We start from the raw sequence: 17,061 nt of genomic DNA, 5'->3' as shown, positions 1-17,061 counted from the left end.
ACGCCGACGACGAACGCCCTGGAGCGTCCGGCCATCCTCCTCGGCGGCCTCTTCGACGGTCTCACGCGCCATTGCGGAGCGTCTTCCTGGCTTGATTTATTCGACAGCACATCAGCAGATTTCGATAGGCGCTCCAGTGCCCCTTCCGATTCGGTGGAAGCGGTATGGGCAAAGACGCCCATTCAGCTGCCGACTGCCGACTGGCGCCGAGACGAGAAAACGCACAGGGGATTACATCGCGCCATTCTCCTGGAAAGCATTGCCGCCGTGGACGGTCGCCCCCATCCTGAAACGTTCGCCACGAGCCGAGGGGAGCAAGGTGAACGAGCCGCAACGTGCCGCGAACCATCCTGATGCCATCGGTCAGACCGCCGGGCTGATCGGATTTCTCAAAGAGGTTGTGCAGAGCAGCCACAACCGCCTACGCGACGACCGCCGCTCACGGGAACGCCTGTGGCTGGCGAACTTGCCCGCCTCTGTGCGACGCCCGTCGGACCGGATCGATGGCCTGTTGCTCACGCTCGAGCATGTTCCGCAGGCGGCGCCGCCGCCCCTGCCGGAGGTGTTGGACGGGTGGGTATCCGCGGAACGGTGCCAGGACGCGGACGGCGGTGACCCGCCGCTCGCGACCGAGGGACCTGGGCGAGAGCTGGTGCGGGCCGCAGACGATCGCCAGTGGTGGGAGGAGGCGGAAGATCACACCATCCGCCGTGACGAGGCGGCGGAAGTGCTGCGGGCTTACGGTCCGTGGCTTGATCGATGGCGGCGCTGGGCAGAGCGAGAGCGCGCGGAACGGCCTCTTCGCGAGCTGTACGAGCAGCTCTACCATTGGCATCAGAAGCTGACCCAGCAAGACGATCAGCTCGAACTCGTCCTGGCCGCCGGGTTGCTGACCTGGAGCGACCCGCGTGGTGACACCGTCCACCGACACCTGCTCACCCATCGGGTCGAGACTTCGGTGGACCGCAAGACCGCCCGGCTGACGGTCCGGCTCATGGCGGAAGGAGCCGTACGACTCGAAGATCAGGCGTTTCTCGACACCGATGACGGCTGGGCTCCGGAGCGCTCGGCCGCCCTCTCGGAGGAGATCGCCGCCCTGTCACTGCACCTGCTCGCTTCGGAGACCCTGGAGCAGCTGGCCCAATGGCAGGAGCGCGTACTGCAGCGTCCGGTGGCGTTCAGCGCCGAGTGGCAGCCGCCACGTGAGCCGGAGGTAGGCGCCCGGCTCACCTACGCGCCGGCGCTTGTCCTGCGCCCGCGAGACCGAAACGCCCTGCTGTCCTTCTACGACCGCATCGCGGACAGCGTGGCCTCGGAAGGGCACGCGCCCCTGGCGCTGGCTCAGCTGGTGATGACGTTGAGCGCCGAGGAACGTGTGAACTGGGATGGCCGCGAGATTCCGCCCCTCTTCGGGGACGACCCGCTCTTCCCGGGGAAAACCAACGAACGGCAGCGGAGCGTCCTGCGGCGGCTTGAGCACGAGACAGGCGTGGTGGTGCAAGGCCCGCCCGGTACCGGCAAGACCCACACGATCGCCAACTTGGTGTCCGCGCTGGTGGCCCAGGGGCAGAGGGTGCTGGTCACCAGCGCACGCGACCAGGCGCTCACCGTCCTTCGGGACAAGCTTCCGCCTGCCGTGCGGGATCTGTGCGTCCTCCTGCTCAGCTCCGCGCGGCAGGACGGCGCAAGCGAACTGGAACGCACGATCAACGCCCTGACCGACCAGGTCGCCGCCAGCGACCCCGAACAGCTGGAGGACGAGATCCGCCGGCTCTCCGCACGCCGGGAAGAGGTGCGGGGACGGATCAGCACGCTCACCGAGGAAGTGATCGCGCTGAGGGAGGCGGAGGTCTACCGGCACCCGGAAATCGCCCCCGGTTACGTCGGCACCCTCGCCGCGATCGTGCGGCGCGTCCGCGAGAACGCCGAACGGCACTCCTGGATCGGTGTGGTCCCGGACGACGGACCGACCTCGTCCGTTCCCCCGCTCTCCCCCGCCCAGGCGGCAGAATTGCTGAGCCTGCTGCGCGATGGCGCGGCAGAGCCCCGCGCGGGCGGCACTCTGCCGGACCCGGACACCCTGCCTTCTCCTGAGGAGCTGGCCCAGGCCCTCGGAGCCGGCCATATCACCGATGACGGCCTGTCCGACGAGGCGGTGGGCATGCGGGATGACCTCGCGCGGACCGACGCCGCCCTCACCGACCAGCTGACGTCACTCGTGGGCGACTGTCGCACGGCCCTGCACCACCTCGGTCTGCCGCCGTCGGCCGGCCAGTGGGATACGGAGCGGTGGACCACCAAGGCGCTTTCGGACCGCCTTTCCCGCGAGAACGCCGCTCTCTGGCAGCGCGTCACCGCTCTTGCGGAACAACTCGCCGAAATCTCCGAGCAGTTCGACAAACAGGGCATGAAGCGCGTCACCGTGCCGGAACCGCTTTCCGCTGAGCAAGCCGACGCGATGCTCGCTACGGGATCCGCACTCCGGGAGTATCTCGCCACGGGCGGGAAACTGCGCCGCCGTGGCCGCTTCCGTGCCGCAAAGGCGCAAAAGGCGGCCCAAGAACTCCTCGACACCTGCAAGGTGAACGGCCACTCGCCCGAGACGCTGGAGGATCTCGATGCCGTCCTTGCCCACCTGGGTGCCTATTGCGTGGTGGCCACGCTCGCGGAGCGATGGTCCCACGTCGGAGTTCCCATAGCGGAAGGACCGGTGGAGCTCCGCCTAGCCGCTCTCACCGAGGCATACGCGCGCCTTGACCACATCAATGCCTTCGGCGCTGCCCGTGAGCGCATCGACGAACTCCTTGTACGTCACGGCCTGCACGTTGCTCTCACTTCCCGCGCGGCGTGGCAGGACTTCACCGATGCCCTTGCGGCACTCGCCGGTCGGCGGGCGGCAGACGAGGCCACGGCTCAGTTGGCCGAGTGGGAGGAGCGACTCCGCGCACCGGTGGAAGGTTCCCACCCCGCCGCCGAAGCGCTGGCTGCCGCCGTGGCGATTCGTGAGCAGGACATCGACCGCTACGCCAAGGAACTCGACGCGTTGCGGGAGGCGCACCACCGGGAGGACCGCCGGCGGCGCTGCGGCGTGCTGCTGGACGGCTTGCGCAGAGCCCATCCCTTGCTCGCCGATCAGCTGACGCGGGATCCCGGTGACCCGGCATGGGAGGCACGGCTGACCTCGCTTGCCGAGGCATGGGCCTGGGCGGTGGCCTCCGCGTTCGTCAACCGCCAGCGCACGTGTGGACGAGAACGCCGGCTCGAGGGGGAACTGGCCCAGTACGAGCGGAATCTCGAAGACATCACCGGCGAGCTCGCCGCCATGTCCGGTCGGTTGCTGTGTCTGAAGCGCATGACGCAGGAGCAGCGGTCCGCACTCCAGGCGTACCGCAACCACATGGCCTCGCTCGGCAAGGGGAAGAGCCGCAACGCGGGCCGTTACCGTGCCGCAGCGAACGATGCCATGAGGATGGCGCAAGGCGCGGTACCCGCATGGGTCATGCCCATCTCCCGGGTGGCCGAGACGGTGCTTCCCAAGCGGGACGCGTTCGACGTCGTCATCATCGACGAGGCCAGCCAGGCCGGTATGGACGCGCTGTTCCTGCTGTGGCTCGCGCCCCGCGTGATCGTCGTCGGTGACGACAAGCAGTGCGCGCCCGCGCTCAGCGCCATGGGCCGGCACCAGGCGATCCATGACCGGTTGGTCTCCCACCTTCCTGACATGAAGCCCGCCTTGCGCACGCTCTACGGCCCCGCCACCAATCTGTATCAGCTGCTGTCCACGTTCTTCCCGAATGTGATCCGGCTGGAGGAGCACTTCCGGTGCATGCCGGAGATCATCGGCTGGTCCTCTCAGACCTTCTACAACAACAAGCTGCAGCCGCTGCGCCAGTACGGGGGCGAGCGCCTCGATCCGCTCGTGACGCACTTCGTCGAGGGGGCTGTCGCCCAGGGGCGCGACAGCCGACTCCGCAACCAGAAGGAGGCCGAGGCCATCGCGGATTGTCTGGCCCAGCTCGTGGAGGATCCCGCCTACCGGGACAAGACCATGGGCGTGATCACGCTCCAGGGCCCGGTCGGCCAGGTGAAACTCCTGGAACAGCTGATCAACGAGCGTATCCCGGCACCGGTACGCGAGCGCCACCGGATCCGTGTGGGCAACCCTGCTTCGTTCCAGGGTGACGAACGGCACGTCATCCTGCTGTCGATGGTGGTCACCGAGCCTCCCCGCATCGCGGGCGGTGCGCGCAGCGAACAGCAGGCTTACAACGTCGCCGCCTCCCGCGCGCAGGACCAGATGCGGCTCTTCTACTCGGTCCCACCGGACCGCCTCAAGAAGGAAGACCTCCGGCTCAACCTCCTCGCGTACATGGAGAATCCGCCCGCCGCGCTCGCCGACGCGGACGACATCGGAGAAGTGTCGAGCACGATTCCGCAGAAACCCTTTGAATCGCTCTTCGAGCAGGAGGTCTATCTGCGCGTCAAGGGTCGCGGATATCACGTCATCCCGCAGTACCCGGCCGGAAACAAACGCATCGACCTCGTTGTCGTGGGCGCACGAGGGCGTCTGGCCGTGGAGTGCGACGGCGACCGGTACCACTCGACGCCCGAGCAGATCCGGCACGATCAGCGACGCGACCGCGAACTGCAGCGCGTGGGCTGGACGTTCTGGCGCATCCGGGAGAGCGAGTTCCGATTCGACCCCGATGAAGCACTGGCCGGCCTGTGGGGAGAGCTGGACCGGCTGGGAATCCACCCGGCCGACTTCGGTGGCGCCGGCGGACGAACGCGGTCGGGTGCCGCATCGAGCGGCGCGCCCTGGACACCGCTCGATCTCTCCGCCGATGAGGATCCGGCGGAGGGCGCGGCGGACTCCCCGGACGGCCCCGACCTCACGGATCCCACCGCTGCGCTCACCACGACCGAAGAAGACGAAGCCAACGAAAGGACGGAAGGCCCGGCATGACCCCGCAGCCCCCGCTCGGCATCTTGGACGCCAATACGCTCGAGGAACTGTCCCGCGTCATCTGCGGTGACGACAATCTCTACTACCGCAAGGGCTTCGAGATCGCCCGGTTCCTGGAGCACGCCGGTTGGCAGCGGGTGCCGGAGTACGACGGCGAGTACCGCAGGCAGTGGACCCTCGCCCGGCTCACCGAGCGCCGGGAGGATCCCACCGAGCTGGAGAAGGTCCTGCTCCGACTCGCCGACCCCCGCGAGTACCTCGACGAACCCGACCAGCTCCCCGCCGTCATCACCGCGGTCAACGCCTTCCTCGTTCACGAGGGAGCGCGCCTGGAGAACCCCGGCGGGCGCCCCCGCGTCGTCCCCTGCGATCCCTCTCTCGCCCACCCGGGTAGCCAGGGCCCGGTCGAGCTCAGGGCAGTCATGACGGACCTCATCAGAGACCGGACCATGGCGGCACTGCTCCAGCACCGCTTGGACGAGGCACGCACGTGCTACGCCAACGGGGCCCATGTGGCCGCGATCATCATGCTCGGCAGCCTTCTCGAAGGCGTGCTGGTGCATGTGGTGCAGGAACGCGATGCTTCGCTCCTCGGCCGGACGTCTCCGGACCGGGTGAACCTGGACACCTTGATCAAGACCTGCCATGACTCCGGCTGGATCGGCGCCGATGTCGAGCGCTTCTGCCATGAGCTGCGCAGGTACCGGAACTTCGTCCACCCGCGCGCCGAAATCCGCGAGGCGCACGCGCCCGATCGCGACACGCTGGACATGTGCTGGCCCGTGGTGAACGCGGTCCTGAACGACCTCGCCGACTCTCAGCAAAAGGCTGCCTGACCGAATTCTCCGTGGGCGGATGTGCAGACACGTCCGCACATTCGCCCACGCGCTCAAGTCCCGCCTTCGAATGCCCGATTCTCTCGCCCGGATTCCGGCCTTACTTCAGGCCGGCCGCGGCCGATACCAGGGGGAGCAGCGTGAAGAAGTCCGCATCAGAAGTGCTGAGAGAGCTCTCTCAGCAGTCGCACGTCGCCATCCACTCCAGTCCGGGACTGGTGGGCAGTGTGGAAGCCGCGGCGGCGGACGATGACAAGAAACGCAAGGAGAATGAGCTCGACGCCCTGCGGCGGAAGCCGGAACTTCAGCCACTGCGCGTAGGGGAGACCGGGTCCCTCGGACTGACCCCATGGGAGGTATTGCACACGCTGGGCCGCGCAATGGCGTTGTCGCGCCGGGGTGCGGGGCGCGGTCTCGCAGAGCACTGGGGTGCGCTGAAGTACACCCAGGCACTGACCGGCGGACCCGACTCGTTCATGAAGCTGTCCGCCGAAGGCCGCGACACCGCGGACTACTACAAGGCTCTCCAGTCCGGAGAACTCGGCATCGGATTCGCTCTGGCACTGGCCCAGCGCATCCTGCTCCACCGCTACCCCGACCACGTCGTCTCGATCGTGCCGGCGGACACGGCGCTGCGCGCCGGCTGGGCTCTGACCAGCAGGGACAAGGGCCCGCGGCTGAGCTACCGGTACCGCCCAGACTTCTTCGCGGAGGTGTGGAAGCCGGGCGAGCCCTCCCGGGCCTTCCCGATCGCCTGCAAGGGCAACCACGGTAACGCCGCTATCTCCCATGGTCAGCTCGCATCCGCCTCGGCACACGTGGAGGCAGTGCACATCGGGGACTGGGACGAGACCCCCTCCCTGGTGTTCAGCACGGAGCTGCCGCTCGACGGTCCGCTGACTGTGCACACCCTCCACGCCGAGGGACGGGGCGGCTGGCTGACTGGTTCAGAACGTGCGCCGGGCGGCAGCCTGGACGACCCGCTCAAGGAAGAAAATCACTTCCCCGGCATCCAGCCGCCTGCCGAAGGCGACAAGACACGCGCACCCGAACCAGGCTTCCACGTCACCCCGGAGCGCTTCGACTGGTTCCGGCGGGTTATCGCACGCACAGCCGCGGCGGGGCTGACGGCGTTCGCGGGCGATGGTGAAGCAACCGCTCCCTACCTTTCCACCCGCCAGGGCCAGCGCCGCTTCACCGGCACCGCACATGCCGCGACCGGCAGCGTTCAGGACGCGCAGCACACGCTCCTCGGAATGCGCTTCGTCGGCACGGACCACGTCTTCCGGCTGAACAGGACCCGGGTGGAGGCGTTCTCCGGCGTAGACGCCACGCTCTTCGGCCACCTCGCGAATGGACGCGTGGAGCAGTACCGCGGCGAGGTCTACGCCAGGCGGTCCGCGTGGCCGCAGGCCGGACGGGACCCCAAGTGGGGTGGCCCTGTCTCGGTCCAGCCGGACGGGTCCGTGCTCGCCATGCGCCTGCTCGCGGGCTGAGCTCCCGGGGTACCCGGGCAGGGGCCTGACTCCTTGGGCGGAGCGGGCCCCTGACCCGTGTCCGGAGGTTGTGCCGGAACGGCTTTCGGGGACCGTCCGGACATCGCTGGGTACCGCTCATGCGGTGCGCACGGCCGCTGCGTTGGCCACCCCGCATTGTCAGTGGCGGTCGGTACCGTCGAGTTTTGAGCCGAGGAATACCCGGCCCCGTCCCTGGGGTGCTCCCCCTTCACGCCGAGGATGCTCGTGACTTACGTACGCCCGCACTACCGTCGTGATGGCACTTACGTCAAAGGCCACAACCGCCGTGCCCGACCCCGCGCCGCGCAACCCCCTGCGGCATCCCGACGCGCGAACCTGCGTCCTGCTCCCGTGCCGCGGCCGGTCCCCACCGGCCCGACGACCCGGGTCCGTTCCTACTACCGCTCGGACGGCACCCGTGTGCGCGGGCACCGCCGGTCCATCAGCCCTCGCACCCTCGCCGTGTCTGCGGGGACCGGAGGAGGCGGGCTCCTGCTGTTGCTGGTGCTGCTGGCCGCGGCCGGCGGGCCGGGCACAGCCGGTAAGGCCCCTGTCGCCCCGACGCCATCGCACTCGGCACCGGTCTCAGCGACGCACCGCCCGTAGGGCTCTCCCGCACGAGGTCGGTGAGGGCAATGACTCGAAGCCAACCACGAAGGGCTCGGGAAGTTTGCCAAGGACCGACATGCGTCACCTGTCCCTTTCCCTCACCCCCACCCCCCGATAAAGCTCCTTGGCGATAATCGACCGCTGCACCTCCGTAGCCCCCTCGTAGATGCGGGGGGCGCGGACCTCGCGGTAGAGGTGTTCGAGGGGGTGGCCTCGGCGGAGGGCTCGGGCGCCGTGGAGTTGGAGGGCGGCGTCGACGACCTCTTGGGCGGTTTCGGTGGCGAGGAGTTTGGCCATCGCGGCGCGGCGGGCGATGGCGGGGTCGCCGCGGTCGTAGGCGGCGGCCGCGGCGTAGACGAGGAGGCGGGCGGCCTCGGTGCGGGTGGCCAGGTCGGCGAGGCGGTGGCCGACGGACTGGAGGTCCTTCAGGGGGCCGCCGAAGGCGGTGCGGGTTGCGGTGTGCGCCAGCGCGGCGTCCAGGGCGGCCTGCGCCATGCCGACCGCGAAGGCGCCGACGCTGGGGCGGAAGAGGTTCAGGGTGCGCATCGCCACGCCGAAGCCGCCGCCCACCTCGCCGACCACGTCCGCGGCGGTGACCGGGGTGCCGTCGAAGACGAGGGTGCCGATGGGGTGCGGGCTGAGCATGTCCAGGGGTTCGCCGCCGAGGCCGGGGCGGCCGGCGGGGACGAGGAAGGCGGTGATGCCGCGGGCGCCGGCCGGGCCGCCGGTGCGGGCGAAGACGGTGGTGACGTCGGCGTCGGGCGCGTTGGAGATCCAGCACTTCTCGCCGGTGAGCCGCCAGCGGCCGGGGCCGTCCGGCTCGGCGGCCAGGGTGAGCGCGGCGGCGTCCGATCCGGCCTCGGGCTCGCTCAGCGCGAAGGCCGCCACCGCGCGCCCGGACGTCACCTCCGACAGCCAGCGGGCCCGTTGGGCGTCCGTCCCGGACTGCACCACCGGGCAGAGCCCCAGCCCCTGGAGCGCCAGGGCGGTCTCCGCCTCGGTGCACTCGCGGGCCAGGGACTCGCGCAGCAGGCAGAGGTCCAGGGCGCGCGGGCTGCCGCCGTCGGGGAACAGGCGGGCCAGTAGGCCCAGTTCTCCGAGGGCGGTGAGGAGCGGGCGGTTGATCCGGCCCGGTTCGCCGCGCTCGGCGAGCGGCCGGAGCCGTTCGGCCGCCAGGGCGCGCAGCCGCGCGCACCACTGCTCGTCGTCCGGTCCCAGTGCGAATGCGGTCACGAGGCGGCTCCCCTGGTAGCGGTGGTCGGCGCGGCCGGCGGCCGGCCGACGGTATCGCGGACTGTTGACTGCCGTCACGAAGACGTTACGCTGACGGGGATCCGTACGGCACCCCATCTCCACCCCTCCCGGCCGCCCCGCGGCCACCGGCCCAAGGGGGCGCACCCCGCATGGAGTTACGGTCCTCGGCCCATACCGACACCTTCACCCGCGACGGCCTGCCGCCGCCCGAGCAGTGGCCGCACCTCACCGACCTGGGCTATCCCGACCGGCTCAACTGCGGCGCGGAGCTGCTGGACGCCACCCTCGCCCGGATGGGCGCGGACCGGCCCGCGTTCCTCGGGGCCGGCGGCGAGGTGTGGACCTACGGGGAACTGCGGGCCCGGGTCGACGCGATCGCCCACACGCTGTCCGGTCCGCTCGGCGTCGTCCCGGGCAACCGCGTCCTGCTGCGCGGCCCGACCTCGCCGTGGCTGGCCGCCTGCTGGCTCGCGGTGATGAAGGCCGGCGCGGTGGCGGTGACGGTGCTGGCGGCGCACCGGCCCGGTGAACTCGCCACGATCTGCCGGCTGGCCCGGGTCGGGCACGCGCTGTGCGACGTCCGCTCGGTGGGCGATCTGGCCCTGGCCGGGGTGCCGGGCCTGCGGATCACCACGTTCGGCGGCGACGCCCCGGACGACCTGGTCCGCTGCGCCCGGCCCGGCGGCGCGCCGTACGAGGCGGTGCCGACCGCCTCCGACGACGTGGCGCTGATCGCCTTCACCTCGGGCACCACCGGGCGCCCCAAGGGCTGCCTGCACTTCCACCGCGATGTGCTGGCGATCGCCGACACCTTCTCCGCGCGGGTGCTGCGGCCCCGCCCGGACGACGTGTTCGCCGGCAGTCCGCCGCTCGGCTTCACCTTCGGGCTCGGCGGGCTGGTGGTCTTCCCGCTGCGGGCCGGCGCGTCGGCGTACCTCGCGGAGTGGGGCGGCCCGGAGCGGCTGCTCGGCGATATCGCGGCCCGCCGCCTCTCGGTCCTGTTCACCGCGCCCACCGCCTACCGGGCGATGCTGCCGAAGCTCGCCGGGTACGACGTGTCCTCGCTGCGCCGCTGCGTGTCGGCGGGCGAGAACCTGCCCGCCGCGACCTGGCGCGCCTGGTACGAGGCGACCGGGCTGCGCATCATCAACGGGATCGGCGCCACGGAGCTGCTGCACATCTTCCTCTCCGCCGCCGACGACGCGATCCGGCCCGGGACGACGGGGCTGCCGGTGCCCGGTTACGAGGCCCGGGTGGTCGGGCCGGACGGGCGGCCGGTGCCGGACGGCGAGCCGGGCCTGCTGGCGGTGCGCGGCCCGACCGGCTGCCGCTATCTCGCCGACCCGCGCCAGACCGCGTACGTCCGGGACGGCTGGAACCTCACCGGTGATACGTACATCCGGGAGCGCGACGGGTATTTCCGGTATGTCGCCCGCGCCGACGACATGATCGTCTCGGCCGGGTACAACATCGCGGGGCCGGAGGTGGAGGACGCGCTGCTGCGCCACCCGGACGTCGCCGAGGCGGCGGTGGTCGGCCGGCCCGACGAGGAGCGCGGGGAGGTGGTCGTCGCCCATGTGGTGCTGCGGGACGGCGTACCGCCCGGGGAGGAGACCGCGGCGGCGCTGCGGGCGTTCGTCAAGACCCGGATAGCGCCCTACAAGTGCCCCCGGGAGCTGGTGTTCCGCGACGCGCTGCCGCGCACCCCCACGGGCAAGATCCAGCGCTTCCGGCTGCGCGACGGCGCTCTAGAGTGATCCGGTGAGCGACGCACCCGACCGGCCGACCCCGCGATCCCTGATCGTCTCGTTCTACGGGGCCTACGGGCGCGGCCCGGACGGCGCGGACGGCCTGCCCGGCCCCGTCCCGGTGGCCGCGCTGATCCGGCTGCTCGGCGTCCTCGGGGTGGATCCGCCGTCGGTGCGCTCGGCGGTCTCCCGGCTCAAGCGCCGCGGGCTGCTGACCGCGGAGCGCACGACCGGCGGCGCCGCGGCGTACGGGCTGTCCGAGGCGGGCCGGGAGCTGCTCGCGGACGGCGACCGCCGGATCTTCGGCCGGCCCGCCGCCGGGCGGCCGGAGGGCTGGGTGCTGGCCGTCTTCTCGGTGCCCGAGGAGGAGCGGCACAAGCGCCATCTGCTGCGCTCCCGGCTGTCCCGGCTGGGCTTCGGCACCGCAGCGCCCGGGGTGTGGATCGCCCCCGCGCACCTCCTGGAGGAGACCCGGCACACCCTGGAGCGGCTCCAACTGGCGGGCTACGTCGAGCTGTTCAGCGGTACCCACGCCGGTTTCACGCCCACCGCGCGGGCGGTGGCGCGCTGGTGGGACCTGGACGCGCTGGCCGCCCGGCACCGCGCCTTCCTGGCCGCGCACGAACCGGTCCTGGCCCGCTGGTCGGGCCGCCGCGCGATACCCCCCGAGGCGGCCTACCGCGACTACCTCCCGGCCCTGGACGCCTGGCGCCGGCTGCCCTACGCGGATCCCGGTCTGCCCTCTCCCCTCCTGCCGGAGGACTGGCCGGGTGGCCGCGCCGCCGAGGTCTTCGGCCGGCTGCACGCGCTGCTCCGGGCGGCCGGCGCCCGCTACGTCCACGAGGTGGCCGGCGGGCCGCCCGGCGCCCGGGACGGCGGCTGAACTCCCCCGCGCGCCGCCCCTTCTTCCCCCTTCGCCGCCCGCTGCCCCCTGCGCGGGCCGCGTTCCCCCTGGCCGGGCGGCCCCTGTCCGAGGAGGCCCCCTGCGTCCTCGTCCGCCCGGCTGTCCCGCGTACGGACCCACGTCCCCTGTATCCGGCCGCGGCCCCGGTGTCCCCCTTGGGCCGCGGGCGGCCCCTGTGCCCCCGGTGTCAGCGGCGGCGCTGGTACGCGCCCACCGGGACAGCGGCGGCGCGCGGCCGGGCCGGCACGGCGGCCGCCGGACGCGGCCGGGCGGCGGCGATCACCGACACCACGTCCTTGAACGAACCGCACATCCGCGTCCCGGCGACCGCGGCCAGCTCCCCGAACGTGCCGCTGCCGTAGGTGACCGCGACCGGCTCCATGCGCGCGGTCACCGCCATCCGCATGTCCCCGACGGTGTCCCCCACGTACGCGCTCTGCCAGGCCGGGACGCCCAGCCGGCCGGCCGCGCGCAGCACCAGCTCCGGGTGCGGTTTGCCGCGCCGGACCATGTCCTGCCCGACGACCGGGCCGACCAGGTCGCGGATGCCCATCACATCCAGCAGGGCCTCGGCGCTGCGGGTCGTCTTGGAGGTGGCGACGGCGAGTTCGACACCGTGGGCGCGCAGCGCGGACAGCCCGGCCGTCACTCCGGGGTAGAGCAGCTGCGGGCCCTGGCACAGGACCTCGTAGGCGAACAGCTCGCGGTAGCGGGAGATGGCGGCCTGGACCCGGCCGTCGTCCTCGGGGCGGCCGAGCAGCCGGCCGAACGCGGCGGCCGGGGGCTTGCCGATGGCGGCGGCCGCCTGCCGCGCGGTCACCGAACAGCCCTGCTCCGCGGCCACCTTGACCAGCAGCTTGCTGATCGCGGGCAGGGTGTTGGCGAGGGTGCCGTCCAGATCGAAGACGGCGGCCCTGATCGTCTCGCCGCCGGCGCTCCGCGCTCTCACAGGACGTTCGCCGACTTCCATTGATACGCGCATGGATGGGGACCTTTCGGGTTCCGATGGGGTGCGGGGGCTGGGGTGTCTGTGCGGGCTCAGCTGGTCGGGCGGGCCTGCGGTCGACGACTGGGGCGGCAGAGGCGGTCTCGCCGTGGCGCACCGCTGTCCAAGGGCGGTACGCGACCGTCGAAGCGGCGGCAACGGAAGGGATCGTCCCGTTTACCGCCTTCGGAGATTTAAAAACCGCCTGCGCTGTTTGTCAATGCGCCTTTGCTCGTCCCTGACGGGTCGACAAGCGCCGCGACTCCGGGCCAGACTGGTTACCGGCGGTCGGACCGCAGAAGCGGAATCCGGGCCACCGCCGGGCGGCGGCTTCACGACAGGGCCGGACGGATCCGGCCAATTGCCCTGAGCATAGCGAACCGCATGGTTGGTTTTCTCTGTACACTGCACACACGTTGCAGTCGTACGAGAGACGGGACGGACACCGTGCCCACGCAGCATCGCGCCATCCAGAGCCGCCAGGCGCTCATCCGCTCGGCCGCAGAGACCTTCCTGGAAAAGGGAGTGCCCGCCGCGGGCATGGTCGAGATCAGCCGGCGGGCCCGCCTCAGCAAGGGAGCGCTGTACTTCCACTTCACGTCCAAGGACGATCTGACCCTCGCGGTCCGGGACACCGCGCTGGCCACCCTCAGCGAGATCGAGGAGGGCTTCCTGCGCTCCCCCGAGCCGCTGACCGTCGCCGTGCGGGACTTCGCCGTGGAGCTGTTCGACCGGGTGCAGTCGGACGCGGTGCTGCGGGCCGGTCTGCGGCTGCGCCCGGAGACCGCGCCGGGTCTGGACATCCACGCCCTGGAGCAGCGCTGGTACGCGCTCTTCCTCGACAAGGCGGTGACCTGCGGCACCGGCGGGGTGGCCGGCGGCGGGGACGGGCTCGCCGGCCCGCGCCCCTCGGACGCCGAACCGCGCCGCACCGCCCAGCTGCTGACGTCGGTGGTGGTCGGGCTGCTGCACCTGGGCGGCGCGGACCGGACGTGGTGGGACGCGGAGGCGGTCACCGGTCTGTGGGGCCTGCTGGCGGCGCCGTCCGACCGCGCCATGGCGGGCGGCATCCCGGCGCCCGCGCAGGTGCCGGCCGGCTGACCGCCCGCCGCGTGCATGCGCCGGCCGGCGGCCCGCGCCGCGCCCCCGCCCCGCGCCGGGCTCACACCTCCACGAGGACGGACCCGAGGTGGCGTCCCCGGGTGAGCTCGCACAGCGCCCGCGGCGCCTGCTCGATGCCCCGGAGCACGGTGTGCGGGAAGACCAGCGAGCCGTCCCGCAGCCCGCGGCCGAACTCCGCGGTCCACTCGGCCGGCAGGTCGGGGTGCGCGTACAGCCCGAAACCGCGCAGCGCGACCCGGCGGGTGATGAGCACCGCCGCGTCCAGTTCGACCGGGCAGGACAGCCCGCCGCCCCCGCCCAGCTGGCTGGAGAGCGCGCCGACGAGGGCGAAGCGGGCGTCCGGACGGGCCAGGGCGAGCGCCGCGCGCAGCTGCTCCCCGCCGACGGTGTCCAGCAGTACGTCGATCCCCTCCGGCGCCGCGGCCCGCAGCTGCTCCTCGATCGGGCCGGCGCCGCGGAGGACCGTGGCGTCGTAGCCCAGCTCCGCCCGCAGCCGGTCCGCCTTGGCCGCCGAGCCGGTGCTGCCGATCACCCGGCCGGCGCCGAGCCGGCGGGCCAGCTGCCCGGCCAGGCTGCCCACCCCGCCGGCCGCCCCGCTGACGAAGACGGTGTCGCCCTCGCGCACCCCGGCGGCGCGGCGCAGCGCGCCCCAGGCGGTGGCGCCCTGGGAGAGGTGCGCGGCCGGGAAGGGCAGCGCGTCCGGCGCGAGCGGGCGCACCCGGTCGCGGTCGACGGCCGCGAACTCCCGCCAGCCCAGCGGGTGCTGGACGAGGTCGCCGGGCGCGAGGCCGCCGCCGGGCGCGGCCACCACCTCGCCGATCGCGGCGCCCCACAGCGGCCGCCCCGGCTCGAACGACGGCATCGGCAGCCGCGCGGCGGTCATCTGCGTCCGCATCGCCGCGGTGACCGCCATCAGGCGGGTGCGCACCAGGACCTGACCCGGCCCGGGGCGCGGTACCGGGACCTCCGCCACCGTGAAGTGACACTCCGTCAGCTCTTCGTCGCCGGCGCGGCGGGCCAGCCGCACCTCCCGGTGGACGGCGGGCAGGCCGGGGGCGGCGGGATCGGTCATGGGTCTGCTCCTCGGGCACGTACGGCGGCACCACGGGGCACCGCTCCGCCGGGGTGCGGGCACCGGCCGGAGGGCCGCGCCCGACCCGCGAGGACCGCATGGTTGACAACTTTATGATGCGGAAACAGGCTGCGCGGCCACGGCAGTGGGACGCACCCCAGGCACAACAACTCCACGAGAGCATACGGAGGACGAGCGTGGTCAAGCAGGAGCGGGCGGCGCGCACCCGGCGCGCCGTCCTGGAGGCCGCGGCCCACGTCATCGGTGCCCGCGGCTACCAGGCAGCCACCATGGCGGAGATCGTCGAGCGGGCGGGGGTGACCAAAGGGGCCGTCTACTTCCACTTCCGCTCCAAGGACGCGCTGGCGCGCGCGGTCATCCGGGAGCAGGCCGGACCGTTCGTCCCACCGGTCAGCGCCTCCCGCCTCCAGGACGCCATCGACTTCACGCACCGGGTGGCCCTGGCGCTGCGCAGCGACCCGCTGCTCCAGGCCGGCACCCGGATCGCGGTGGAGACCACGTTCAGCGACCACCCGCTCGCCCCGTACGAGGTGTGGACGGACACCCTCACCGGGATGTTCACCGAGGCGCACGCCCACGGGGAATTACTGCCCGGCGTGGTGCCGGAGCGGGCCGCCGAGCTGTTCGTCTCGGCCTACATGGGCGTGCAGCTCTTCTCCCGCGCGGCGACCAACCGCGCCGACCTCCCCGAGCGCGTCACGGCGCTGTGGCGGCACATCCTGCCGGGCCTGGCCTCGCCCGGCGCGCTGGGCCATCTGGATCCGCACGGACGCGCGGTGCGGCTCGCCGTGTGAGCGTTCCGGCCCGTCGCCCTGTGGGGGGAACGGTCCGCCCGGCACTGGAAAACAAACCACATGGTTCGTATCTTGGGATGCCGGGCCGGAGACCGGAGTTGAGTCCGCGGGGGCGCCGGTGACCGCCGCCCGCCAGAAAGGACGCCTATGGCCAGCGCCATTCTCACCCCGCACGCCCGCGAGCCGTTCGGCGGCGGGCCCGGACAGCCGGCGGGCGGAAACCGACCGCCGGCGGCCCTCCCGCAGCCCGGGGAGCGCGGTCCCGCCGCCGCGGTCTCCGGCGTCTTCCTGACCGACTGGCGGCGCGGCGGGCCGGGCAGCTGGCTGGTCTCCGCCCGGTGGCCGGCCGCCCACGGCTTCTACGGGGCGGCGCACGGGCTGCCCGACCCGCTGCTGCTGATCGAGACGGTGCGGCAGGCGGGGATATTCCTGAGCCATGTCGCCCACGGGGTGCCGCTGGACCACCCGCTCACCTGGCGGCGGGTCCGCTGCGACCTCCGGCCCCGGGCGCTGCCCGCCGCCGGCACCCCGGCCGACATCCAACTGGAGGTCACCGACCGGGAGGTGGTGCGCCGACGGAAGCGGCTGGCCGGCGTGGAGCAGGAGTTCCGGATCCGGTACGACGGCGAGGAGGTGGCGGTGGCGGCGCTGGCGTACTCCTGCCACAGCCCGGCGGGCTACCGGCGGCTGCGCGGCGCGTACGGCGACATCGCGCTGGCCAACGCCCGCCGGCTGCCGCCGCCGGGGCCGGTCGCGCCGCACCTGGTGGGCCGGGAGCGGGCCGGGGACGTGGTGCTGGCCCCCGCGGACCGGCCGGACCGCTGGCAGCTGCGGGTGGACACCGCGCACCCGGTGCTCTTCGACCACCCGGTGGACCACGTCCCGGGGATGCTGATGGTCGAGGCGGTGCGGCAGGCCGCGCGGGCCGCGGTGTCCGGCCCGTCGCTGCCGGTCGCGCTGGACTGCGCCTTCGAGCGGTACGCGGAACTGGACGCGCCGTGCTGGGTACGGGCCCGCGCCGGGGCGGCGGCGGCCGGGGACGGGCGGCGGGAGGTGGCGGTGGGCGCCGAGCAGCACGGCAAGCGGGTGCTGGAGGCGCGGGTGGCCAGTGTGCCGGTGGGGCCGGGGGGCTGACGGGGCCGGAGGGGCTGGCGGGCCTGGCGGGGCTGGGGGGGGTGGGGGGGGGGGGGGGCGGGGGGGGGCCCCCGGGGCGGCCCCCCCCCCCCCCGCCCC

The 17,061-nt window shown here is 72.7% G+C and carries 11 protein-coding genes; 8 read left to right on the top strand and 3 right to left on the bottom strand.

Going from position 1 to position 17,061, the window contains the following annotated elements; all coding sequences use genetic code 11:
* The first annotated feature begins 319 nt into the window (after positions 1-319).
* The 3 genes from ADL22_RS10020 (at position 320) to ADL22_RS10010 (ending at position 7,298) form a co-directional block, all read left to right on the top strand.
* Positions 320-4,966 (top strand): AAA domain-containing protein, encoded by a 4,647-nt coding sequence (locus tag ADL22_RS10020; RefSeq protein WP_079063988.1) that lies wholly within the window; start codon positions 320-322, stop codon positions 4,964-4,966.
* Positions 4,963-5,802 carry a hypothetical protein gene (locus ADL22_RS10015; protein ID WP_066975932.1) on the top strand — a complete coding sequence of 280 codons (840 nt, stop codon included), beginning with the start codon at positions 4,963-4,965 and terminating at the stop codon, positions 5,800-5,802. The genes ADL22_RS10020 and ADL22_RS10015 overlap by 4 nt, the downstream gene beginning before the upstream one ends.
* A 140-nt stretch (positions 5,803-5,942) precedes the next feature.
* Positions 5,943-7,298, top strand: coding sequence for a hypothetical protein (locus ADL22_RS10010; protein WP_066975930.1), 1,356 nt, complete (start codon positions 5,943-5,945; stop codon positions 7,296-7,298).
* A gap of 711 nt (positions 7,299-8,009) precedes the next feature.
* On the opposite strand, the gene ADL22_RS10005 is transcribed toward ADL22_RS10010, so the two are convergent.
* The gene (locus ADL22_RS10005) at positions 8,010-9,161 is read right to left on the bottom strand and encodes an acyl-CoA dehydrogenase family protein (protein WP_066975928.1); all 1,152 of its coding nucleotides are present in this window, start codon (positions 9,159-9,161) and stop codon (positions 8,010-8,012) included.
* A gap of 170 nt (positions 9,162-9,331) precedes the next feature.
* Here ADL22_RS10005 and ADL22_RS10000 point away from each other — a divergent pair, with 170 nt between their 5' ends.
* Both ADL22_RS10000 and ADL22_RS09995 read left to right on the top strand, forming a co-directional pair.
* A complete protein-coding gene (locus ADL22_RS10000) occupies positions 9,332-10,939 on the top strand; it encodes an AMP-binding protein (RefSeq protein WP_066975926.1) in 1,608 nt (535 codons plus the stop codon).
* Between the two features lie 4 nt (positions 10,940-10,943).
* Positions 10,944-11,813, top strand: a complete 870-nt coding sequence (locus tag ADL22_RS09995) for a PaaX family transcriptional regulator C-terminal domain-containing protein (RefSeq protein WP_066975925.1) — start codon at positions 10,944-10,946, stop codon at positions 11,811-11,813.
* A 208-nt stretch (positions 11,814-12,021) separates the two neighbouring features.
* On the opposite strand, the gene ADL22_RS09990 is transcribed toward ADL22_RS09995, so the two are convergent.
* On the bottom strand, positions 12,022-12,783 hold the full coding sequence (locus tag ADL22_RS09990) for an HAD family hydrolase (RefSeq protein ID WP_234430625.1): 762 nt from the start codon (positions 12,781-12,783) through the stop codon (positions 12,022-12,024).
* Positions 12,784-13,266: 483 nt separating this feature from the next.
* Between ADL22_RS09990 and ADL22_RS09985 the strand changes: the two genes are divergently transcribed.
* Complete coding sequence (locus tag ADL22_RS09985; protein ID WP_066975921.1) at positions 13,267-13,920, top strand: TetR/AcrR family transcriptional regulator; 654 nt, start codon at positions 13,267-13,269, stop codon at positions 13,918-13,920.
* Positions 13,921-13,981: 61 nt separating this feature from the next.
* Here the strand turns inward: ADL22_RS09985 and ADL22_RS09980 are convergent, their stop codons facing one another.
* Complete coding sequence (locus ADL22_RS09980; protein ID WP_066975919.1) at positions 13,982-15,013, bottom strand: MDR family NADP-dependent oxidoreductase; 1,032 nt, start codon at positions 15,011-15,013, stop codon at positions 13,982-13,984.
* A 197-nt stretch (positions 15,014-15,210) separates the two neighbouring features.
* On the opposite strand from ADL22_RS09980, the gene ADL22_RS09975 reads away from it, so the two are divergent.
* Positions 15,211-15,828: a ScbR family autoregulator-binding transcription factor gene (locus ADL22_RS09975; protein WP_066975917.1), complete on the top strand. Its 618-nt coding sequence runs from the start codon at positions 15,211-15,213 to the stop codon at positions 15,826-15,828.
* A 147-nt stretch (positions 15,829-15,975) separates the two neighbouring features.
* Positions 15,976-16,962 (top strand): ScbA/BarX family gamma-butyrolactone biosynthesis protein, encoded by a 987-nt coding sequence (locus tag ADL22_RS09970; protein ID WP_079063985.1) that lies wholly within the window; start codon positions 15,976-15,978, stop codon positions 16,960-16,962.
* Positions 16,963-17,061: the final 99 nt, after the last annotated feature.

The organism is Streptomyces sp. NRRL F-4489 (assembly GCF_001509485.1).
Lineage (GTDB): Bacteria > Actinomycetota > Actinomycetes > Streptomycetales > Streptomycetaceae > Streptomyces.
Note: the sequence above shows the minus strand (reverse complement) of the source record. Positions and strands in the feature narration are given on the sequence as shown.